The sequence below is a fragment of the Bradyrhizobium sp. DOA1 genome (assembly GCF_001593325.1).
Taxonomy (GTDB): domain Bacteria; phylum Pseudomonadota; class Alphaproteobacteria; order Rhizobiales; family Xanthobacteraceae; genus Bradyrhizobium.
Genome location: NZ_JXJM01000001.1, coordinates 2,867,286 through 2,889,366 on the forward strand (window position 1 = coordinate 2,867,286; position 22,081 = coordinate 2,889,366).

22 protein-coding genes and 1 pseudogene are annotated in these 22,081 nt (G+C 65.0%); 11 read left to right on the forward strand and 12 right to left on the reverse strand.

Annotated elements, in window-relative coordinates; translation table 11 throughout:
* Positions 1–462, forward strand: a pseudogene (locus tag SE91_RS13610) (ComEC/Rec2 family competence protein); the annotation flags it as partial.
* Between the two features lie 9 nt (positions 463–471).
* On the opposite strand, the gene SE91_RS13615 reads toward SE91_RS13610, so the two are convergent.
* From SE91_RS13615 to SE91_RS13630, 5 genes are all read right to left on the reverse strand, one after another.
* Positions 472–1,155: a GAF domain-containing protein gene (locus SE91_RS13615; RefSeq protein ID WP_245318450.1), complete on the reverse strand. Its 684-nt coding sequence runs from the start codon at positions 1,153–1,155 to the stop codon at positions 472–474.
* 51 nt (positions 1,156–1,206) lie between these two features.
* Complete coding sequence (locus tag SE91_RS37620; protein WP_245318451.1) at positions 1,207–1,419, reverse strand: hypothetical protein; 213 nt, start codon at positions 1,417–1,419, stop codon at positions 1,207–1,209.
* A 214-nt stretch (positions 1,420–1,633) separates the two neighbouring features.
* Positions 1,634–2,071: a hypothetical protein gene (locus SE91_RS13620; protein WP_008547420.1), complete on the reverse strand. Its 438-nt coding sequence runs from the start codon at positions 2,069–2,071 to the stop codon at positions 1,634–1,636.
* A 392-nt stretch (positions 2,072–2,463) separates the two neighbouring features.
* Entirely contained in the window at positions 2,464–3,165 is a 702-nt protein-coding gene (gene lexA, locus SE91_RS13625; RefSeq protein WP_060737749.1) for a transcriptional repressor LexA, read from the reverse strand.
* A 177-nt stretch (positions 3,166–3,342) separates the two neighbouring features.
* Entirely contained in the window at positions 3,343–4,554 is a 1,212-nt protein-coding gene (locus SE91_RS13630; protein WP_061847943.1) for a molybdopterin molybdotransferase MoeA, read from the reverse strand.
* A gap of 525 nt (positions 4,555–5,079) precedes the next feature.
* On the opposite strand from SE91_RS13630, the gene SE91_RS37625 reads away from it, so the two are divergent.
* Positions 5,080–5,232 carry a hypothetical protein gene (locus SE91_RS37625; RefSeq protein ID WP_245318452.1) on the forward strand — a complete coding sequence of 51 codons (153 nt, stop codon included), beginning with the start codon at positions 5,080–5,082 and terminating at the stop codon, positions 5,230–5,232.
* A 434-nt stretch (positions 5,233–5,666) separates the two neighbouring features.
* Here the strand turns inward: SE91_RS37625 and SE91_RS13645 are convergent, their stop codons facing one another.
* Together SE91_RS13645 and SE91_RS13650 are read right to left on the reverse strand one after the other, a co-directional pair.
* Positions 5,667–6,290 carry an HAD-IA family hydrolase gene (locus SE91_RS13645; RefSeq protein WP_061847946.1) on the reverse strand — a complete coding sequence of 208 codons (624 nt, stop codon included), beginning with the start codon at positions 6,288–6,290 and terminating at the stop codon, positions 5,667–5,669.
* Between the two features lie 15 nt (positions 6,291–6,305).
* Entirely contained in the window at positions 6,306–7,439 is a 1,134-nt protein-coding gene (locus SE91_RS13650; RefSeq protein WP_061847947.1) for an alpha-hydroxy acid oxidase, read from the reverse strand.
* Between the two features lie 289 nt (positions 7,440–7,728).
* Here SE91_RS13650 and SE91_RS13655 point away from each other — a divergent pair, with 289 nt between their 5' ends.
* A complete protein-coding gene (locus SE91_RS13655; protein WP_060736171.1) occupies positions 7,729–9,066 on the forward strand; it encodes a S41 family peptidase in 1,338 nt (445 codons plus the stop codon).
* A 122-nt stretch (positions 9,067–9,188) separates the two neighbouring features.
* On the opposite strand, the gene SE91_RS13660 is transcribed toward SE91_RS13655, so the two are convergent.
* Entirely contained in the window at positions 9,189–11,921 is a 2,733-nt protein-coding gene (locus SE91_RS13660) for a bifunctional diguanylate cyclase/phosphodiesterase (RefSeq protein ID WP_061847948.1), read from the reverse strand.
* A 314-nt stretch (positions 11,922–12,235) separates the two neighbouring features.
* On the opposite strand from SE91_RS13660, the gene SE91_RS13665 reads away from it, so the two are divergent.
* A complete protein-coding gene (locus SE91_RS13665; protein WP_008571925.1) occupies positions 12,236–12,400 on the forward strand; it encodes a Flp family type IVb pilin in 165 nt (54 codons plus the stop codon).
* Positions 12,401–12,406: 6 nt separating this feature from the next.
* On the opposite strand, the gene moaC is transcribed toward SE91_RS13665, so the two are convergent.
* Genes moaC through SE91_RS13685 form a run of 4 tightly spaced genes read right to left on the reverse strand, consistent with a single transcriptional unit; the run spans position 12,407 to position 16,688 of the window.
* Positions 12,407–12,931, reverse strand: coding sequence for a cyclic pyranopterin monophosphate synthase MoaC (moaC, locus tag SE91_RS13670; RefSeq protein ID WP_061847949.1), 525 nt, complete (start codon positions 12,929–12,931; stop codon positions 12,407–12,409).
* A 1-nt stretch (position 12,932) separates the two neighbouring features.
* Positions 12,933–13,754 (reverse strand): indole-3-glycerol phosphate synthase TrpC, encoded by an 822-nt coding sequence (gene trpC / locus SE91_RS13675; RefSeq protein WP_061847950.1) that lies wholly within the window; start codon positions 13,752–13,754, stop codon positions 12,933–12,935.
* A gap of 7 nt (positions 13,755–13,761) precedes the next feature.
* Positions 13,762–14,775, reverse strand: a complete 1,014-nt coding sequence (gene trpD, locus SE91_RS13680) for an anthranilate phosphoribosyltransferase (protein ID WP_061847951.1) — start codon at positions 14,773–14,775, stop codon at positions 13,762–13,764.
* Positions 14,776–14,789: 14 nt separating this feature from the next.
* The gene (locus SE91_RS13685; protein WP_061847952.1) at positions 14,790–16,688 is read right to left on the reverse strand and encodes a SurA N-terminal domain-containing protein; all 1,899 of its coding nucleotides are present in this window, start codon (positions 16,686–16,688) and stop codon (positions 14,790–14,792) included.
* Here SE91_RS13685 and SE91_RS37350 point away from each other — a divergent pair.
* The 7 genes from SE91_RS37350 to SE91_RS13715 all read left to right on the forward strand — a co-directional run.
* Positions 16,597–16,971 (forward strand): hypothetical protein, encoded by a 375-nt coding sequence (locus tag SE91_RS37350; protein ID WP_210183122.1) that lies wholly within the window; start codon positions 16,597–16,599, stop codon positions 16,969–16,971. The genes SE91_RS13685 and SE91_RS37350 overlap by 92 nt on opposite strands.
* Positions 16,968–17,723, forward strand: coding sequence for a triose-phosphate isomerase (gene tpiA / locus SE91_RS13690; RefSeq protein WP_061847953.1), 756 nt, complete (start codon positions 16,968–16,970; stop codon positions 17,721–17,723). The genes SE91_RS37350 and tpiA overlap by 4 nt, the downstream gene beginning before the upstream one ends.
* Positions 17,724–17,862: 139 nt before the next feature.
* A complete protein-coding gene (gene secG / locus SE91_RS13695) occupies positions 17,863–18,246 on the forward strand; it encodes a preprotein translocase subunit SecG (protein WP_008547351.1) in 384 nt (127 codons plus the stop codon).
* 166 nt (positions 18,247–18,412) lie between these two features.
* Positions 18,413–20,044, forward strand: a complete 1,632-nt coding sequence (pyrG, locus tag SE91_RS13700) for a CTP synthase (protein ID WP_061847954.1) — start codon at positions 18,413–18,415, stop codon at positions 20,042–20,044.
* 78 nt (positions 20,045–20,122) lie between these two features.
* A complete protein-coding gene (locus SE91_RS13705) occupies positions 20,123–20,449 on the forward strand; it encodes an NIPSNAP family protein (RefSeq protein WP_061851118.1) in 327 nt (108 codons plus the stop codon).
* A 117-nt stretch (positions 20,450–20,566) separates the two neighbouring features.
* Positions 20,567–21,430 (forward strand): 3-deoxy-8-phosphooctulonate synthase, encoded by an 864-nt coding sequence (kdsA, locus tag SE91_RS13710; protein ID WP_061847955.1) that lies wholly within the window; start codon positions 20,567–20,569, stop codon positions 21,428–21,430.
* A partial coding sequence (locus tag SE91_RS13715) for an MFS transporter (RefSeq protein WP_156489992.1) occupies positions 21,430–22,081 on the forward strand: 652 nt, incomplete at its 3' end. The genes kdsA and SE91_RS13715, both read left to right, overlap by 1 nt.

Here is a 22,081-nt window from a genome sequence, read left to right on the forward strand (position 1 = left end):
CGAGCGAGCAAGGACAGCTTTCTGCTGAAGGAGTGGCTGGCGGCCGACGCCGATCCGCGCGACGCCGCAACCAATTCGCTGGCCGATGGTGTGTCATGCGACGAAACCGGCTGCGTGACGCCGCTCGCCGACGGGCGGCTGGTCGCGCTGTCCCTGCGCGTCGACGGTCTTGCCGATGATTGCAGCCGCGCCGCGCTGGTGGTGACGGCGCGGCCAGCACCCTCCGGCTGCGCGGCCATGGTGGTCGACCGTCCGCGCCTTGCAAGCCAGGGCGCGCTGGCGCTGACGCAGCGTGGCGACGGGTTTTCAGTTCAGACCGTGAGGGCCAGAGGCACAAGCCGGCCCTGGTTGCCGGCCGGCGCCGGCGAGGGCGATTTCGACGGCAGCCTTGTTCCGAAGACGGCAGCGCCCCGGAGCCGGGACGCAACGCCGGCAGAGACCGACCTGCAGGCTGACGATTGAGCAGATGCGCTACAGATACCAAGCCAGCACGGCGTCTAGACCGGCGCTGCCGATGACCGGCAGGGCCACCATCTGGCTTAGCCCGGCTGCGCGGGCCTCTGCAGCCGCGATCGAGCCGTCATGTGCGAGATCATCGCTAATCGCGGGCATGCCCGTGGCCCAGGCGCCCCCGATGCTCCCGTCGCTCCTGGCGATTGATGTCGTCGCATAGAGTCCCGCAAGGTCGGTCTGCCCGCTGCAATCGCCGGCGCGGAAGACCAACGCAGAGCGAGCCTCGTTTGGGACCCAGATCTCGAAGCGCCGTGCGATCGGGGTGGCCTGTGCGGAGAGGAAGGTCAGCACCCAGCTCTGGTCGGCGCCGGTGCGGTAGGGCACGCCAACGCCGAGATTGATCCCGATTTCGGCGGCTTCTTCCCAGCGCAGAAAACTCTTGGCGTTGTGCAGGTCCTTGATGATCAGCGGCAGGCCGGCCTTCCAGGTGCGTCCGGGCAGGCCGAAGCCGTGCGGGAATCTGGTGTGGCGGGAGTTGAATTCGAACATGTCGGCGGTGCCATAGTAACCGTCGACAAGCCGCATCTCGTGGGAGACATCGGGGTCGTTGTGCCAGAGCTCGAGCGCCCCGACATGCGCTTCGTCATCGCCGCAGAACAGCACCATCACGGCCTGCAGGAATTCGCCGGCGAAGACCGGCACCGCGACGCCGCATGTGAGGCCCGCTGCGAGCGCCTGATCGGTCCGCTTGAATTAGGAGTTGGCGAATTTGGTGAGGATCACCGGATGGCCGCTGGCCCACGCTTTGCCGGGCAACCCCTCGTCATAACCGAAGCGCAGATCCTCACTCACGGCCTTGAACGCGGACAGCCCTTCACCGTAGAGGCCCCGCCGAATTCCAGCCGCATGCGCGTGCGATCGGGCACCCAGAGTTCGACGACGCGTATGAAGGCTTTCATCGACCATATCCGCTGTCTCAGGCCCCGACAGCATCGGTCATTTGACGGCGGAGCGGACGTTCAAAATTCAGGCACGGCGGCCCAAACTTCGTGCGCAAGGGGAAGGGCACTCGGTCGGCTGGTTGGATGTCGCGAACGCCAAACCGCTCCATGTCGCCGGCCGCGGCCGGCGAATGGCAATTTCAATTCTGGTCTCCGACCTGGACGGCCGGGACGGCGCATCAGCCGATCGGCAGGCGGGGCGTTGGGCTCGGGCGGCTGTCTGCGATGATCTGCGGCTTGTGCTCGCGCTCGCTGACCGGCTGCGTCACGGGCAGTTGCAGCACCGTTGCGCGCTGGCCTTCGACGAGCTGCGTCACCAGCACGTATTTGCCATCAGGAAATTCGATCGCGTCGTGATGGCGATCGGGAATGTGCGGATCGATCTTGCCGAACTTGCCGACGCGGGAGTTGATGGTGCGCGTCCAGATCCAGCGATTGTCGTAACGCACGTTGTCGGCGAAGGCGAGCTCCGTTCCCGGCAACAGGCAGACGGCCACGGTCGGATCTGCCGCGGAAGCAAAGCCGCGCGTCGAGGTGCCGCGGAACGTCGTGGAGACGATCGTCTCGCCGACTTCGGCGGGACGCGATGCAACGGCATGCAGGCTGTAGTCACACATCGGGTGCTCCTCATGCGAAGATAGCAACCCGCGCCTCTTTCGGAGGCGCAAGCCTCTATCAGAGTGGAAGCACGTAACGCTCTGCTCGGTTGTAGGCGAATCTGCGGCTGACGTTCGCGAGACGCGATCACATTATCTTTTTCGGATTCACTAGGAACAAAGCTCATTTCAGCGCATTCGGGGACCACGAACGCCTGTGGCCGCGAGCGGTGAGCAATCCTTGTCTGCTCGATCTTTCGAGCTCAAACGCGATGAGCGCTTGGCCGCGACACGCAGAGTGTGTCGTGCTGAATGAGGGCCGGACAATCTGCGCAAGTCCGGAAAGACTGCCCAGCCGGAGCGGACGCATCCGCTCCAATCGGGATCATCGGTATCGAATGACCGCCGGGCGGTCAGTACTTGCGGTACAGCCCGATCAGCTTGCCCTGAATCTTCACCCGGTTGGGCGGCAGGATGCGCACCTCGTAGGCGGCGTTGGCGGGCTCGAGCGCGATCGAGGCACCGCGGCGGCGGAAGCGCTTGAGCGTCGCTTCCTCGTCGTCGATCAGCGCCACGACGATGTCGCCGGTATCGGCGCTCTCGTTGCGCTGGATCAGCGCCATGTCGCCGTCGAGGATGCCGGCCTCGACCATCGAATCGCCGCGCACTTCGAGCGCATAATGTTCGCCGGAGCCGAGCATGTCCGGCGGGACGCTGATGGTGTGACTGCGGGTCTGCAGCGCCTCGATCGGCGTGCCGGCTGCGATGCGGCCCATCACGGGCACGGCAACCGGACGCTCACCCTCGTCCGCGGGCGGGCTGGAGCTCGCACGGATCTTGCCGAGATTGCCCTCGATCACGCTCGGCGTGAAGCCGCGGCGGTTGCCGGCAGCGGCCTGGAGCTCGGGCAGCTTGATCACCTCGATGGCGCGGGCGCGGTTGGGCAGGCGGCGGATGAAGCCGCGCTCCTCGAGCGCGGTGATCAGGCGATGGATGCCTGACTTCGAGCGCAGGTCGAGCGCATCCTTCATCTCGTCGAAGGAGGGCGGCACGCCGCTTTCCTTCAGACGTTCGCTGATGAACCGCAGAAGCTCGTATTGTTTGCGCGTTAACATCTCGACCAAAGTCCCCCGGTTGATGTCGTTCGATTCCGAGACGCTGTATTGGAGCGGCGAACCGCTACATCCTCGAAACAAATCATGAACGGACACTATATGTTCGATACATGTTCCGCAACTGCTTAATTTACCGTGAACGCCGCAAAGTTCGCGGAACGCGTGTGGGGGATGCGTTCAGGCGGGCAGGCGCAGCACCTCGCAAGGCGTGCCGGCTTCGGCCCTGGGGGCGAACGGCGCGCGCACGAGAAGTGCCTGTGCCGCAGCAAGATTTGCAAGCAGCGAGGAATCCTGGTGGTTGACGGGAATAGCGACGAGCGCGCCGTCATCGCGCTCCTCCAGCCTCGCGCGAAGATAATCCGCGCGCATGTCGTTTGCGCCGACGTCCTTGCCGAGCACGGCGCGCTTGTGGCGATGATGAATCTCGGATCGGCCCGACAGGGCGCGAATCAACGGCACCATGAACAGGAAGGCGCAGACATAGGACGAAACCGGATTGCCAGGCAGGCCGATCACGCGCATCGCCCCCAGGCGTCCGTGCATCATCGGCTTGCCCGGGCGCATTGCGATCTTCCAGAACGCCATCGCGATGCCTTCGTCGCGAAGGGCTTGCTGCACCAGATCGTGGTCGCCGACAGAGGCTCCGCCTGTCGTGACCAGGATGTCGGCGCCGCTCTCGCGCGCGCGGCGGATGCCGGCGGCGGTGGACCCGAGCGTGTCGGCGGCAATGCCGAGGTCGATGGTCTCGGCGCCCTCGCTGCGGGCGAGCGCGTGCAGGGCATAGCCGTTGGAATAGACGATCTGGCCGTGGCCGGGCGTCGAGCCGGGTAACACAAGCTCGTCGCCGGTGGCGAGAATCGCGACCTTCGGACGACGGCAAACGGCAAGCTGCGGGTGATTCATGGCGGCGGCGAGCGCCAGATCGCGCTCGGTGAGGCGGGCCCCCTTGCGCAGCAGCACGTCGCCCTCGGAGAAGTCGACGCCTGCGGGGCGAATGTGCCGCCCGGTAATGGCGGCTTCCTTGACCGTCACGTGCTTGCCGTCGACGACGGTGTCCTCCTGAATCACGACCGCGTCGGCACCGGCGGGAATGACGCCGCCGGTGAAGATCCGCACCGCTTCACCGGTACCAACGGATCCGGCAAATGGCCGGCCTGCTGCAACCTCGCCGATGACCGTGAGCTTGGAATTGATCGCTGCCGCATCGGTCGCGCGCACGGCATAGCCATCCATCGCCGACATGGCTTCCGGCGGCTGCGTGCGCCGCGCTGCGACGTCGCGGGCGAGCACGCGGTGGAAGGCCGCATCGAGCGCGGCCATCTCGTCAGGCAGCGGCTCGGCACCCGCCAGCACCGCGGCAAGCGCGTCGGAAACCGGCATCAGGGCCACGGGTGAACTCCGCAACAAATCAAAGGACACGATCGGTAAGGTTTTAGCCCAGTGAGAGGATCGACGCAAAAGAGGTCTCAATGGAGTGAGAAAGACGCGCTTCCTTTCGGCGCAACTTGGGCTTATCTTTTGTCGATGACAAAATTGCTCGAAAAGGCTCTTCACGCCGTGCGGCAGCTCCCTGCCGATGATCAGGACGAGATCGCGCGCGCAATGCTGGCTTTGACCGGCGATGCGGGAGAGCCCGAGGAAATCGATGCCGCGCATCTGTCGGCGATCCTCGAGGGACTCGCACAGGCGAAGCTCCGGCAGTTTGCGTCTGACGTCGAGGTTGAAGCTGCGTTCCGCCGCTTCGAGCGATGAAGCTCCGATACACGCCACGGGCCGCGCAAGATCTGATTGCATTGCCGAATATGTCAGGGAGCAAAGTCCGCAAGCCGCATTGCGTGTGCGCGCTGCAATCTTGAATCGCTTCAGAATCTCGTCCGTTTTCCGCGACTTGGAAGACCGCAGAAGGTAGAGGGCGTGCGCAAGCTGGTAACCCGGCGATACCCCTATTTGATTTATTACACGCTCGACGAAGAGGCTGGTGAAGTCGTCATTCTCACCATTCAGCATCCCGCACAGGCGCGCGAGCACTCGGACGGCCTAAGGCGGCTCAAATTCTCCGAGGCATGATCCGGAAGGCGAGGCAGACCGGCACCAGGATGGCCATGGTAAGCACGAGAAGAACGAGCGCCACGGCCAGCATGGGTCAACTCCGCGTCGGCTCGCTCGGACTGACGTCCGGGGCGTGGGGACCCTGATCCGTATCGGGCAGCGGGTCGGCCTGCGATTTCAGGTCGGCTGCCTTGCTGATCAGCTTGGCGGAGAGGTCAGAATCCGAGGTAGTTCTGGCGAATTTCATCAGCAGAGAGGCCTGCTTGGTAAGATAGGTTTTGCCCAACACGACGATAAGTCCGATGTAGAAGTCCCAACGGACTCATGAGTCCTGAAGCGGGCATTCGTTCCCGGAACTTTGTATAAAAATATACAGAGGAATTTGGTTCCTCGCCCTCGGCAGAAATAGTTCCCGAGCGCTCCGGTCGATCTCGGCCAGTCCGCGGGACGGATTAAATTCCCAGCGCCCTGAGCGCGTTCCCGACATCCATGGGCGAGGTCACGTGCACGCAGGTCAGGCCGTAAGCCCGCGCCCCATCGACGTTCTCGGCAAGATCGTCGAAGAACACGATTCGGCTAGCTGGCACGCCGATCGCCGCCACGACATGGTCGAACGCCTCCGCATCCGGTTTGCGCAGGCCGATGCTGGACGACAAATAGAGCTCGCGGAAATGGCCGAGCACGCCGGCATATTCCTTCGAGAAATAGTCGATATGCGGCCGGTTGGTGTTGGAGAAGGCATAGATCGGCATCTGCTTGGCCGCGCGCGGCAACAGCTCGGCAATGTCAGGCATCTCGCCGGCGAAGATCGCGTTCCAGCCCTCCAGGAACTGCGCATCCGAAATGCCGATCCCGAGCGATGACCGCAACGATTGGAAATAATCCTCGTCGCTGATCTTGCCGACCTCGTGCAGCCGGTAGGCCTCGTCACGCACGTAGCGCGCGACGATGGCCTCGGGCTGGCAGCCGGCATGTCCCGCCCAGCAGGCGATTGCCTTGGAGAAATCGATGTCGATCACCACGCGTCCGAGATCGAACAGGAGCGCATCGGCGCTGCCGGGAGAGAGCGAATTCATTGGGTCCTTTCACCGTCAGTATCGATAGGGGTCGTGGTCGAACAGCGGGAACGCGCTGAACACGCTCGGCGCATTGGTTGCGGCCGCCGGATGCAGGCAGGATTTTTCGACCTCGGCGAAGGAGGCGGCCCCCAAGAGACCCAGGCAGCGCAACACTTCGTCCTCCAGCAGCTCCAGCATGCGTAGCACGCCGGCTTCGCCGGCGGCCGCCAGAGCCCAGCATTGCAGCCGGCCGATGCCGACGAGGTCGGCTCCTGCCGCGATGGCCTTGACGATGTCGGTGCCGCGGCAGAAGCCGCCATCGACCATGATCTTGGCACGGCCTTTCACGGCCTCGACGATTTCAGGCAGCACGTGCATGGCGCCGCGGCCATGATCGAGCTGACGGCCGCCATGGTTGGAGACGTAGATCCACTCGACACCGTGATCGACCGCGATTTGGGCGTCCTCGGCGGTGGCGATGCCCTTCAGGATCAGCGGGATCCTGAACTTGTCCTTGATCATCTTCACCGTCCGCCATTCCAGGCCCTTCTGGTAGTCGCCGCCGGTCGCGCGCAGGCGGCTCTCGCGAACATAGCGCTTGGCGATGTCACGTTCGCGACGGCTGTAATGGGCGGTGTCGACGGTCAGGCAGAACGCCGCGTAGCCGTTCTTCTCGGAGCGGCTGACGACATCGGCGACGAAAGCATCGTCGCCGCGGACATAAAGCTGGTAGAGCCGCAGCGCGTCGGGCGCGGCCTCCGCGGTCTTCTCGAGGCCGGGCTCCGACACCGAGCTCAGCATGTGCGCCGCACCGAAGCTGCCGGCGGCGCGCGCGACGCTCGCCGCGCCATCGGGATCGAAGATCTCCAGCGCGCCGACGGGGGCGAGCACCACCGGCAAACGCATCCTGCGGCCGAGCTGCTCGACGGAGCCGTCGACCTTGCGAACGTCCCGCAGCACGCGCGGGCGAAAGGCGATCTCGTCCAGCGCCATCCGGTTGCGGCGCATCGTGGTCTCGGTCTCGGCGGCGCCGACGATGTAGTCCCAGGCGTTCTGGTTGAGGTTGGCACGCGCCTTCCTGACGAATTCGTGCAGGTTCTGGAACGGCTCGTTGCTGGCGCCGAGTTCGACGTTCCGTTCCGGCCGGATGCGGGGCGCGTCGTTCATTGTTGTCCTCCCGGGAATTTGAAGTCTTATCGCCATCGCCTATCGCGTCCGGCCCTCCAAAACCATCCTAAAATCGCATAGCTGCAAGGCGTCGGCCCGTCGGCCGAACTGGTCGACCGTGCGATGGTCCTTGAACGTTGCCAAAAGTTTAGGCCCCAACGAAGGGATTTTTGCGGTGTACCGCCGGAGTGGCGTTCCGGGCCTTGAAGAAACCAGAATGATATTGTGAGAAGCGGCTGGATCGCCATTTGCATGGCGCCACCAGCCCCAAGAAAAAGGCTATCTCTCCATGCGGAAAACCCTGCTGTTCCCCCTGGGCGCGCTCACCGGAGCGTGTCTGACCCTTCTGGTAGCCAGTCCCCACGGCGGCGTATGGGCGGCACGAGCGGCAGCGAGCGCGGACGACGCCTATTCCCAGCTCAATCTGTTCGGCGCGGTGTTCGAGCGCGTGAAGGCGAGCTACGTCGAGAAGCCCGACAATGCCAAGCTGATCGAAGGCGCGATCACGGGCATGGTGACCTCGCTTGACCCGCATTCGCGCTACATGAACGACAAGGCCTGGACCGAGATGCAGGAGACCACCTCCGGCGAGTTCGGCGGGCTCGGCATCGAGGTCACGATGGAGGACGGCCTCGTCAAGGTCGTCTCGCCGATCGACGACACGCCGGCCTCGAAGGCCGGCATCATGTCCGGCGACCTCATCAGCAAGATCGACGGCGAGGCCGTGCAGGGCATGACGCTCGAGCAGGCCGTCAACAAGATGAAGGGCCCGGTCGACACCAAGACCAAGCTCACCATCGTGCGCAAGGGCGCCGACGCGCCGCTCGACGTCGCGATCACGCGCGAGATCATCCATGTTCGGCCGGTGCGCTTCCAGGTCAAAAACGGCGATATCGGCTACATCCGTATCACCTCTTTCAACGAGCAGACCACCGACGGGCTGAAAAAGGCGATCGCGTCGATCTCCAAGGAGATCCCGCCGGAGAAGCTCGCGGGCTATGTGATGGACCTGCGCAACAATCCGGGCGGCCTGCTCGACCAGGCGGTGTCGGTCTCGAGCGCATTCCTGCAGCGCGGCGAGGTCGTCTCGACCCGCGGCCGTAGTCCGGAAGAGACCCAGCGCTTCACGGCGCGTGGGGGTGACCTTGCCAAGGGCAAGCCGCTGGTGGTGCTGGTCAACGGAGGCTCGGCCTCCGCCTCGGAGATCGTCGCCGGCGCGCTGCATGACCACAAGCGCGCGACGCTGATCGGCACGCGCTCCTTCGGCAAGGGCTCGGTGCAGACCATCATCCCGCTCGGCGCCGGCAATGGCGCGCTGGCGCTGACCACGGCGCGCTACTACACCCCGTCGGGCCGCTCGATCCAGGCCCAGGGCATTGCGCCCGACATCGAAATCCTTCAGGACGTGCCGCCGGAGTTGAAGGGCCGGATGGACACCATGGCGGAATCTCAGATGCGCGGGCATTTGTCGGCCGCCGACGGCGCCGAACAGACCGGATCGCAGTCCTACGTCCCACCGAAGGAGGAGGACGACAAGGCTTTGCATGCGGCTTTCGACTTCCTGCACGGCGTCAGCGCAAATGCGGTTGCCGCCAAGCCGGCGCCGAAGGCGGCGGTGCCGAACTAGATAGACCTCACGATCTTCGGATGATGGATCGCCCGGGAGTGGATCACCGCTCCCGGGCGAATTCGTTTGAGGGTCTGTCCCGGCGTGCGATCTGCTCAGGATTGCGTCGCGCTCTATCGGATCTAACCTGCCTCGCGCCGGCGGCTCTCGCTGGCGCCGCGCTGGGCGAGACGGCTGCGATGCAGCGCGAACAGCTCCAGCATCTTGCCGGCGGGCTTTGCGGCGCTGAACAGATAGCCCTGCATCTCGGAACAGCCGAGCGCGCGGAGCAGACGCTGCTGCTCTTCGGTCTCGACGCCCTCGGCCGTGGTGGTCATGCGACGCGCCGCCGCGAGGTTGACGACCGCCTGGACGATGCTGGCGGAGCCGTCGGGGCGGGCGATGTCGTCGACGAAGCAGCGGTCGATCTTGATCTTGTCGAAGGGGAAGCGGTGCAGATAGCTGAGCGAGGAATAGCCGGTGCCGAAATCGTCGAGCGCGATGCGCACGCCGATGGCGCGAAGCTGGTGCAGGATCGCGAGCGCAGTGTCGTCGTCGCGGATCAGCACGGCCTCGGTGATCTCGAGCTCGAGCCGGCTCGCCGGCAAATTGGAGGCGGCAAGCGCGGCCATGATCTTCAGCGCGAGCGTGCCGCTCTTGAACTGCACCGGCGAGACGTTGACGGCGAGGCGGATGTCGTCGGGCCAGCTGGCGGCGTCCCGACACGCTGTCGCCAGCACCCATTCGCCGATCTCGTTGATCAGGCCGGTGTCTTCTGCGATCGGGATGAATTCGGCCGGTGAGACCATGCCGCGCTCCGGGTGGCGCCAGCGCACCAGCGCCTCGCAGCCGGTGATGCGATCGTCCTTCAGTCCGAGGCAGGGCTGGTAGTAGACCTCGAGGCCGCCTTCGAGCCCCCCTTGGGCGATGGCATGACGCAGGTCGATCTCGAGCTGCCGCCGCTCGCGGACCTTGGCGTCCATCTCCGGCTCGAAGAAGCGATAGGTGCGGCGTCCCGCGGCTTTGGCCGCATACATCGCCATGTCGGCGTTCTTGAGGATCTGGTCGAGCGCACTGCCGTGCTCCGGCGCGAGCGCAATGCCGATGCTGGCGTCCGCCGTGAGATGATGACCCATGCAGTCGAAGGGGGTGCGGATGGCATGGAAGACCCGACCGACCAGATCGGTGACCTGGTCCGGTGACGTCACCGCACTCTGCACGATGGCGAACTCGTCGCCACCGAGCCGGGCCACGAAGTCCTCCGGGCCGGCGCAGCGGCGCAGGCTGTGCGCGATCGATTTCAACAACTCATCGCCGACGAGATGGCCAAGCGCGTCGTTGACGCCCTTGAACTCGTCGATGTCGATGTAGTGCACCGCGATCTCTTCGCCGTCCGCGATGGCGGCGAGCTCTTCGCGTAGATGCTCGTGGAACATGGTGCGGTTGGGCAGGTCGGTCAGCGCATCGTAATGGGCGAGATGGGTGATGCGCTCCTCGGTCCGCCGGCGCTCGGTGATGTCCTCATGCGTCGCCACCCAGCCGCCGTCGGCGAGCGGTTCGTTGTCGATCTGGATCGAGCGGCCGTCGGAGGTGTCGATGACCATGGAATTGCGCACGTGGATGTCGCCCAGCACGCGCGCAACGTAGTCGTCGATGTCGCCGGTGAACGAGCCGGTCATCTTGCGATGGGCGATGATGTCGTGGAAGCTGCAGCCGGGCTTCACCACCTCTTCTGACAGACCGTACATCTCGATGTAGCGCTGGTTGCAGATCACGAGCCGCCGCTCGGCATCGAACAGCAGAAGGCCCTGCGTCATGTTGTTGACGGCGCGGTCGAGGCGCTGCTTTTCCAGCGTCAGCCGTTCCCGAGAGAGGCGGTGCTGCTCCAGCAGCTTGCGCACGATCGCGATCAGCACGCCCGCGATGGCGAGCGCCGACGACGCCGCGACCGAGATCAGGATGCCGATTTGCTCGCGCCAGTCCGTCAGGGCCGCCGCGCGCGTCGTTGTCGCCATCATCAGAATCGGAAAATGGGGCAGGGCGTGCGAGGCGATCAGCCGGTCTTCGCCGTCGACGGGGCTGACGAAGCGGCCTGCGAAATGATCGAGCCCGAACACCCTCTGATGGGAGAACGGGCCGGTCTTGAAATTCCGTCCCATCAACTCGCCGGATTGCGGATAGCGCGCGAGCAGCGTGCCGTCTCGATGCAGCATCGAGATCGTCGCCTCTTCGCCGAGCACGACGGTCTCGAAGAACTTCTCGAAGCTGGCCGGCTCGATGCCGCGGCCGACGACGCCCAGGAACTCGCCGTTCGGTCCCACGATCTTGCGGACGATCAGGATGGTCCAGGCGCCCGAGATGCGGCTGTGCAGCGGCTCGATCAGCACGTCGGGCGAGTAGGGATCGTATTTGAAGGTGCGGAAGTAGGCGCGGTCGGCGACGTTGACCTTGGGCGCCGGCCACGTCGTCGACGAGTTGATCAGATTGCCCTCGGCGTCGATGACGTTGACTCCGCCCATGTAAGGCAGCGCCTCGATCTTCGAGCGCAGCATCCGGTGGACGTCCTGCCCCGAGAGACGCCTGCGATAGTCCTCTGCAGCGTTGATGCCGGTCGTGCGGACGTGGTCGACGAAGCCCTTCTGGATGACGGCGAAATCCTGCAATTGCTGGTCGAAATGATGGGCGAGCATCAGCACGGTGTTTTCCAGCTCGCGGCTGGCGTTGCGCAGCGCACGTTCGCGGAAATTCTGTGCCATGAGCGTCGCGCCGACGGCGATCGCCACGATCAGCAGCGCGCCGCCCACCACCAGCCAGCGGATCGGTCCGCTGCGCACGAAGGCCTGGTCAAAGAGGCGACTGCCGAATCTCGTCATCATACTGGATCATTGCCGTGCACACGCCAGGATCAATTCTTGAATCCCAAAACATCCGTTGGTTTACGGGAACGGTGTGGAGGCGAAGTTAGGAAGCGCGGTTAACGCAATGTGAACGCTCGCGCACAAAAGCGATCGATGCGCGAGGCGCAAGACCTGCAGGAATTGCCGCAAGCTCCCCGCGATGCCGGTCAATTCCTGCCGGCCGTGTCGCGACTAACCAGGGCTTAACCATCTAACGTGTTGGCGAACCTCGAACGTACGATGGCACGTGATTTGCGAAGACGTCTGCCCACAACGCAGAGAGGGACACGATCATGACGAACATTCTGAAGGACTTCATCGCCGACGAGCGAGGTGCGACCGCGATCGAATACGGCCTGATCGCCGCCGGCATCGCGCTCGCGATCATCACCGTCGTGAACGGCATGGGCAGCAAGCTGAACGCGAAATTCGGATCGATCAGCAGTTCGCTGAAGTGATCGCGCCTACGCGCGGTAGTGGCCGGACTTGCCGCCGAGCTTCTCGACGAGCTGGATGCCCTCGATACGCACGCCGCGCTCCACCGCCTTGATCATGTCATAGACGGTGAGGCAGGCGACCGAGACGGCGGTGAGCGCCTCCATCTCGACGCCGGTGGGGCCGGTGACCTTCACGCTGGCACGGACGAGACAGCCAGGCAGTTTCGCGTCGGGCTCGATGTCGACCGTCACCTTCGACAGCGCGAGAGGGTGGCAGAGCGGGATCAACTCGGAGGTGCGCTTGGCTGCCATGATGCCGGCGATCCGTGCGGTCCCGAGCACGTCGCCCTTCTTGGCGTTGCCGGACACGATCAGATCGAGCGTCGCCTTGGTCATGATGACGCGGCCTTCGGCGACCGCAAGCCGTTCGGTCGCGGGCTTGTCCGACACGTCCACCATGCGCGCCTCGCCGGAGGCGCCGATATGGGTGAGGGCAGGGCCGGTCTTGGACTTGGTTTTGGCGGGCTTCGTCGAGGACGGCTTGCGTGCCATGTCAGCGCGTACCGGTTGCGCGTGCGCCGGGCTCGCGCGCGAGCAGCGAGCGTGTCGCCGCAGTGACGTCGGCCTGCCGCATCAGGCTCTCGCCGACCAGGAAGGTCGACATGCCCACGCGCTCGAGCCTGGCGAGATCGGCGGGCGTGAAGATACCGCTCTCGCCGACCATCAGCCGCTCCCGCGGGATCAGCGGCGCCAGGGCCTCGCTGGTCGCGAGCGTGGTCTCGAAGGTGCGCAAGTTGCGATTGTTGACGCCGATCATCGGCGACCGCAGCTTCAATGCGCGGTCGAGTTCGGCCCGGTCGTGGATCTCGATCAGCACGTCCATGCCATAGGCAGTCGCGGCGTCTTCGAGGTCCTTGGCGGTGGCATCGTCGAGCGCGGCCATGATGATCAGGATGCAGTCGGCACCATGCGCGCGGGCCTCCGCCACCTGATAGGTGTCGAACATGAAATCCTTGCGCAGCACCGGGAGCGAGGTTGCCGCGCGCGCCGCCACCATGAAGTCGAGATGGCCCTGGAACGACGGCGTATCGGTCAGCACCGAGAGGCAGGCCGCGCCGCCGGCCTCATAGGCCTTGGCAAGCTCCGGCGGATCGAAATCGGCGCGGATCAGCCCCTTCGACGGCGAGGCCTTCTTGATCTCGGCAATCAGCGCATAGTCGCCACTGGCGTGCTTCGCCTTGATCGCGCGCACGAAGCCGCGCGGTGCGGCTTGCGCCTTGGCCATCGCCTCGACCGCGGAGAGCGGATGCGCGTGCTTGGCCGCAGCGATCTCCTCGCGCTTGTAGGTTTCGATCTTGGTCAGGATGTCCGACATGCCAGGCTCAGCCGTTCGAGACCGCAATCAGGTGTTTCAGCTTCGCGTTCGCAGCGCCGCCGTCGATCGACTTCGTGCCGATCGCAACGCCGTCCTTGAGATCCTTGGCGCGTCCGGCCACGACCAGCGCGGCGGCTGCGTTCATCAGTGCGACGTCGCGATAGGGGCTCGGCTTGCCGTCGAGCACGCTTTGCAGCGCGATCGCGTTGGCATCCGCGTCGCCCCCCTTGAGTGCGCCGGCGTCGCAGCGCGACAGGCCGGCTTGCTCCGGTGTCACTTCGAAGTTCCTGATCTCGCCATTGTGGAGCGCGGAGACGAAGGTCGGGCCGGTGAGGGTGATCTCGTCGAGGCCATCGGAGCCGTGCACCACCCAGGCGGATTCGGAGCCGAGATTCTTGAGCACCTGCGCCAGCGGCTGCACCCATTGCCTGGAGAACACGCCGACCATCTGCCGCTTGACGCCGGCAGGGTTCGACAGCGGGCCGAGCAGGTTGAAGATCGTGCGCGTCGCCAGCTCGACCCGGGTCGGGCCGACGTTCTTCATCGCGGGATGATGGGCGGGGGCGAACATGAAGCCGATGCCGCATTCGCGCACGCAGCGGCCGACCTGCTCGGGCCGCAGGTCGATCTTGACCCCCAGCGAGGCCAGCACGTCGGCGGCGCCGGAGCGCGACGACAGCGCGCGGTTGCCATGCTTGGCCACCGGCACCCCTGCACCCGAGACGATGAAGGAGGCGCAGGTCGAGACGTTGACCGAGCCGGAGCCGTCGCCGCCGGTGCCGACGATGTCGACGGCGTCGGGCGGTGCCGTCACGGTCAGCATCTTCGAACGCATCGCCGTAACCGCGCCGGTGATCTCGTCCACGGTCTCGCCGCGCACCCTGAGCGCCATCAGCAGGCCGCCCATCTGCGAGGGCGTGGCCTCGCCACTCATCATGGCATCGAAGGCGGAAGCGGCTTCGTCACGCGACAGGCTGGCGCCGGTCGCCACTTTTCCAATGATCGATTTCAGGTCGTCCATCGCGTGCTTTCAACTCACTGGTTCGCGCCGGTCACCTGCGCGAAGGCGGCCTGATTAATGGTGGTTCCGATGTCGGTTTCAAGCTTGTTGACGTAGGAGGCGACCTGCTCCTCGGTCTGCGCACGCTCGAGACTGTCCTTGAGCTTCTTGACCGCCTCGGAGGCGGCGTCGATCGCGGGCTCGACGATGTCGGTGACGCGGAAGACGATGACTTCGCTGCCGCCGCTCACCGCGGTCTGTCCGACCCCATCCTTGGCGGTGCGGAAGGCGGCCGCGACGACGGTGCCGGGCACGCCGGCGGGCGAGTCGTCGCGCTTGAAGCCGCTCGCGGTCTCGACCTTGGCGCCGATCGCGGCGGCCTCATCGGCGAGCTTGCCGCCGGATTCGAGCTTCTGCACCATCTCCGTCGCCTTGGCCTTCAGCTTGGCGGCGATCTGGTCCTGACGCCAGCGCGCCTCGACCTGGTCGCGGACCTCGTCAAGATTGCGATCGCGCGAGGGCGTGATGCCGAGCACGTCGTACCAGACATAGCCGCCCTTGAACGAGATGGCGTCGTTATCGACGCCGACATCGGTGTTGAAGGCCTGCGACACCACGTCGAGGCCTTGCGGGATATTGGCGACCGGCTGGCCGTTCGGGGCGCGGCCGGAGCGGTCGACGGCCTCGATGGTGACGGCGGTCAGGCCGAGCTTCTGCGCCGCATCGATCACGCTAGAGCCGCCGCCGCGCTCGTCCTCCATCTTGTCGCGGAGATCGGCGACCTTGACGCGCGCACGCTCGGTGGCGATCTCGCGCTTGATGTCGCCGGCCAGGCTGGCGTAGTCCGCCTGCTTGCCCGGCTCGATCTTGTCGACCCTGACGATCGCGACGCCGAGCCCGCCCTGGATCGGCTGGCTGATCTCGCCGGCAGGAAGCGCGAAGGCGGCATCGCCGACCGCGGGCGCGAGCGAGGATTTGGTCACGAGCCCGAGGTCGACGTCGGAGGCGCTGAGGCCACGCTCCTTGCCGAGATCCTCGAACGACATCCCGCCGACGAGGCGCTCGCGCGCGGCCTGCGCGTCGGCGACGTTCGGAAATACGATCTGCTGGATCTGGCGCTTCTCCGGGGTGCCGAGCCGGTCCTTGCGCTGCTCGAACATCTTCCTGGCGTCCTCGTCCGACACCTCGGTCCACTTGCCGATCTCCTCCGGCGAGACCACGACGAAGGAAATCTTGCGATATTCGGGCGCGCGGAACTGGACCTTGTGATCTTCGAAATAGACAGCGAGCGTCTCGGGCGAGGGCGCATCGATCTGGCCGGCCTGCGCGGCGTCGAGCTTGACGAACTCGATGGCGCGCTGCTCATTTTGGAAGCGCGTCAGCACGTCCAGCATGGTCTTCGGCGGTTCGACACTTGCACCGATCGTGCCGGTGATCTGCCTGCGCAGCGACACCTTGCGCTGCTCGGCGACGTAGCGCTGCTCGGTGTAGCCGAAATTGCGAATCACGGCCTGGAAGCGGTTCGCATCGAAGCTGCCGCCGACGCCCTTGAAGTTGGGATCGTTCATGATGACCTGGCGGATCTGCTCGTCGGACTGGCCGAGCCCGAGCCGGCGCGCCTCCTCGTCGAGGGCGGCTTCGGCGATGGTCTGTTGGAGCACCTGGCGGTCGAGGCCGAAGGCACGCGCCTGATCGGGCGTCAGCGGCCGGCCGAACTGGCGGCTGATCTGTTGCAGGCGGTCCGTATAGATCTGGCGGAACTCATTGAGCGAAATCTCGGTGCTGCCGATCTTGGCCACCGTCGACTGGCCGAAGCCCTTGAAGATGTCCGCGATGCCCCAAATGCCGAAACTGACGATCAACACGCCCATCACCACGGCCATAATGGTCTTGCCGAGCCAGTTCGATGAGGCCTTGCGTATTCCTCGAAGCATTTGGTCCAACTTGTTTGGTCAGGAGGGGGGACGGGAGCGCGTCTTAATGCAGATTCCGCAAAAGCGCGTCACCAAATTGATCCATCATCATAAAGTGGCGGCTTTCCCCCCGCAACCTTGCGTCAGCCGGCGCTTCGGGACTGCGGTTAAAAGCCCCAAAGCGTTTTCCAGCGAAGTGGACCTCGGTTCGCGTCAAGAATACGCGTCAAAACAAGAATCTGGAACTACCGCAGCGGCTCTGCTAGCGCATGCGCAAACTTCATTCAGCTGGAAAACGACATGACCGATGCCATCCGACCGCTGATCGCCGGCAACTGGAAGATGAATGGCCTGAAGGCCCAGGCTGCCGAATTCGACGCCATGCTCAGCGGCGCGGCAGACGTGACCGCCAAGGCCGACCTGCTGGTGTGCCCGCCGGCGACGTTGATCGCGGCCTTTGCCGGGAGGGCGGCAGGCAAGAAGGTCGCGGTAGGGGCCCAGGACTGCCATCCCAAGGCCTCCGGCGCCCATACCGGCGATGTCTCAGCCGAAATGCTGGTGGATGCCGGCGCAACCGCCATCATCGTCGGCCATTCCGAGCGCCGTGCGGACCACGGCGAGGGGGATGCCCTGATCCGGCAGAAGGCGGAGGCGGCCTGGCGCGCCGGGGCGGCGGCAATTGTCTGCGTCGGCGAGACGCAGGCCCAGCGCGATGCCGGCCAGACCCTCGACATTCTGCGCGGCCAGCTCGACGGCTCACTGCCGGACGGATCGACCGCCGCCAATCTGGTCGTGGCCTATGAGCCGGTCTGGGCGATCGGCACCGGCCTGACCCCGACGGCGAAGGATGTCGAGCAGATTCATGGGTTTATCCGGGAGCTCCTGACCTCCCGGTTCAAGACGGACGGCGCCAGGATGCGCATTCTCTACGGCGGCTCGGTCAAGCCCTCGAATGCGGCCGAGCTGATGGCAGTGAAAAACGTCAATGGCGCGCTGGTCGGCGGCGCCAGCCTGAAAGCGGCCGACTTCCTTGCGATTGCCAAGGGCTGTCCCTAGCTCATTGAAACCGTTGGTCCGGGCCCGATCGGGGGTGGCAATACCCCCTCCGATCGTGTAACACCGCGCAACTTCAGGAAAACCCGCGAAGCGCGATCGGCCGCCGTCAGGCGCCGCCCGCTTGTGACGGAAGGATACTATGCATACCGTTGTCATCGTCATCCACCTCATGATCGTCGCCGTCATGATCGGCGCCGTGCTGCTCCAGAAGTCGGAAGGCGGCGGCCTCGGCATGGGCGGCGGCGCGGGCTTCATGTCGAGCCGCGGCACTGCGAATCTTTTGACGCGGACCACGGCGATCCTTGCCGTCGGCTTCTTCCTCACCAGCCTGTTCCTGTCCTGGTACGCCGGCTACGACCGCAAGCCGTCGTCGATCATCGGCCAGCCCGGGCAGACCCAGCCGGCCGGCGGGTCGCCGATCGCGCCGCCGACCTCGGGCGGCATCCTGGATTCGCTGAAGAAGGCCGACGAGCAGCAGCAGAACCAGGCGCCGGCAGGCCCGCAGGTGCCGCGCTCGCAATAAAGCAGGGGGGCCATGCAGGACGGCTGCTACCGTCCTGCATCAAAAGTCCCCATCAAGGCACTGTCACCACTCTCAGTTCTGCATCACCCACAGGCCCGCAAAATCTTTGGGGCGGAATGCGAATCGCTTTGGCGAATCGAATTTAGGGGATTAGAGGTTAAGTCCCATGGCGCGGTACATATTCATCACCGGCGGCGTGGTTTCTTCGCTCGGCAAGGGTCTGGCTTCGGCGGCACTGGGTGCCCTGTTGCAAGCCCGGGGCTACAAGGTCCGCCTCCGCAAGCTCGATCCCTATCTCAACCTCGATCCCGGAACGATGTCGCCGTATCAGCACGGCGAAGTGTTCGTGACCGATGACGGCGCGGAGACCGATCTCGATCTCGGTCACTACGAGCGCTTCACCGGCCGTCCCGCCACCAAGGCCGACAACATCACAACGGGGCGCATCTACCAGGACATCATCTCCAAGGAGCGCCGCGGGGATTATCTCGGCGCGACCATCCAGGTGGTTCCGCACGTCACCAACGCGATCAAGGAATTCGTCCTCGACGGCAACGACGATTACGATTTCGTGCTGGTCGAGATCGGCGGCACGGTCGGCGACATCGAGGGCCTGCCGTTCTTCGAGGCGATCCGCCAGCTCAAGAACGAGCTCCCGCGCGATCACGCCGTCTACATCCACCTGACGCTGCTGCCCTACATCCCGAGTGCCGGCGAGCTCAAGACCAAGCCGACGCAGCACTCCGTCAAGGAGCTGCGCTCGATCGGCATCCAGCCAGACATCCTGCTCTGCCGCACCGATCGCGAGATTCCGAAGGAAGAGCGGCGCAAGCTCGGGCTGTTCTGCAACGTGCGCGAAAGCGCCGTGATCGAGGCGCGCGACGTCGACAACATCTACGCCGTCCCCGAGGCCTATCACAATGCGGGCCTCGACGATGAGGTGCTCGCCGCCTTCGGCATCGGCTCGCGGATTCCGCCGGTGCTCCAGAGCTGGCAGCAGATCAACGAACGCATCCGCAATCCCGAAGGCAACGTCACCATTGCCATCGTCGGCAAATATACCGGCATGAAGGATGCGTATAAGTCGCTGATCGAGGCGCTGTCGCACGGCGGCATCGCCAACAAGGTCAAGGTCAATCTCGACTGGATCGAGAGCGAGATCTTCGAGAAGGAGGATCCGGCGCCGTTCCTCGAGCACGTCAACGGCATCCTGGTGCCCGGCGGCTTCGGCCAGCGCGGCGCGGAAGGCAAGATCAGGGCGGCGCAGTTCGCGCGCGAGCGCGACGTGCCGTATTTCGGCATCTGCTTCGGCATGCAGATGGCGGTGATCGAGGCCGCGCGAAATCTCGTCGGCATCGAGAACGCCAACTCCACCGAGTTCGGCCCCACCAAGGAGCCGCTGGTCGGCCTGATGACGGAATGGCTGCGCGGCAACGAACTGGAGAAGCGCTCGCAGGCCGGCGATCTCGGTGGCACGATGCGGCTCGGCGCGTATCCTGCGGCATTGAACCGCGGCAGCCGCGTCTCGCAGGTCTATGGCGGTGCGACCGAAATCTCAGAACGCCATCGCCATCGCTACGAGGTCAACACCGCCTACAAGGATCGGCTCGAGCAGCATGGGCTGAAATTCTCAGGCCTGTCGCCTGACGGCGTGCTGCCTGAAATCGTCGAGTACGAGGATCACCCTTGGTTCATCGGCGTCCAGTTCCACCCCGAGCTGAAGTCGCGGCCGTTCGAGCCTCATCCGCTGTTCGCCTCGTTCATCGCGGCGGCGGCGAAGCAGAGCCGGTTGGTGTAGCGTTTCTCTGCCTTTGACGATCGCGCAGTTTGTTGCGACAACTCCCTGCCGCAAGAACAACAACAGGGAGTGAAGTTGATGATCTACGAAATGCGCGTCTATCGCTGTGTGCCCGGCCGGCTGCCGGCGCTGCTGAAGCGGTTTGAGACGGTGACGCTGAAGCTCTGGGAGAAGCATGGCATCAAGCAGGCCGGCTTCTTCACCACGCTGATCGGTGAATCCAACCAGGAGCTGACCTATTTCCTTGCCTGGGATTCGCTCGCCGAGCGCGAGAAGAAGTGGGGCGCGTTCATGACCGATCCGGACTGGATGAAAGCCCGTGCCGAGAGCGAAGCTGACGGCCAGATCGTCGGCAACATCGTCAGCCAGATCCTGGCGCCGACCGCCTTCTCCTCGGTGAAGTAGCGATTCCCGCCGCCGCCGGGAACCCTGGCGCAACCCTGATATTCGAACGGCCCGGGCGGAAGAGGGTTGATCCGACCCTCATCACGGCTATGGTCGCGCCGAAACGAGGGATTTGCCTTGAGCTCTTCGCATTCGGCGGCGCCGGTCGTCACTATCGGGACGGTCAAGTTCGGCAATGATCTGCCGATTTCGATCATTGCCGGACCGTGCCAGCTCGAAAGCCGCCAGCACGCGTTGGAGGTTGCTTCCGAGCTGAAGGAGATCGCCGCGCGGCTGAAAATCGGCCTCGTCTACAAGACCTCCTTCGACAAGGCCAACCGTACCAGCGCCTCCGCTGCGCGCGGGCTCGGTCTTTCGCAGTCGCTGCCGATCTTCGCCGAGATCCGCTCCTCGCTTGGCTTGCCGGTGCTGACCGACGTGCACGAGGCCACGCAATGCGCCGAGGTCGCGCAAGCCGTGGACGTCTTGCAAATCCCTGCCTTCCTGTGCCGGCAGACCGATCTGCTTCTCGCCGCCGCCGCGACCGGCAGGGTCGTCAATGTCAAGAAGGGCCAGTTCCTGGCGCCCTGGGACATGGCGAATGTCGTGACCAAGATCACCAGCGCGAACAATCCGAACGTGCTCGTCACCGAGCGCGGCGCCTCGTTCGGCTACAACACGCTGGTCTCAGACATGCGCGCGCTGCCGATCCTGGCGCGCACCACCGGCGCGCCCGTCATCTTCGATGCCACTCATTCGGTGCAGCAGCCGGGCGGGAAGGGCACATCGTCGGGTGGTGAGCGCGAATTCGTGCCGGTGCTGGCCCGCGCGGCTGTCGCCGTCGGCGTTGCCGGCGTCTTCATCGAAACCCATCCCGATCCCGATCGCGCGCCGTCCGACGGCCCCAACATGGTGCCGCTGCGCGAGTTCGAAGGGCTGATCGCCAGGCTGATGGCGTTCGACGCGCTGGCCAAAGAATCTGTCAAAGCCGGCCCGCGTTGATGCAGCAAGGCGAGGCGCGGCCGCACGATCACGGCTTGCCGACAGCGCTCTACGTCATAGCGGGCGCAAGCTTCGCCGCAGCACTCTCCGCACGCGCGCTCGATCCGGTGCTGCCGCACGTCGCCGAAGACTTTGGCGTCAGCATCGCGACTGCGGCGGGCTTTGCCGCGGTGTTCGCCTTCACCTTCTCGATCATCCAGCCCATCATTGGCGCTGCAGCCGACCTGTTCGGAAAGACGCGGCTGATGATCGGCTGCCTCGCGCTGCTCGGCCTCGCCAACATCCTCGGCGCGTTCTCGACCTCGTTCTCGGTGCTGTTTGCCACCCGCATTCTCGCCGGCATCGGCTCGGGCGGCGTGTTTCCGGTGGCGCTGAGCCTGACCAGTGATCTCGTGGGGCCCGAAAAACGCCAGGTCGCGATCAGCCGCACGCTGGCAGGGGCCATGACTGGCAATCTGCTCGGCGCCTCGGCCTCCGGCCTGATCGGGGATTTCCTCGGCTGGCGCGGCGTGCTGGCGGTGCTGGGCGTGCTCGTGATCGTCGCCTCGATCGCGGTTGCGGCCGGCTTCCACGGCGCCAAGGTCAAGCATCCGCCGAAGACGAGCCTGTCGGCGCTGAAGGCCGGCTATCGCACCATCTTCACCAATCCAA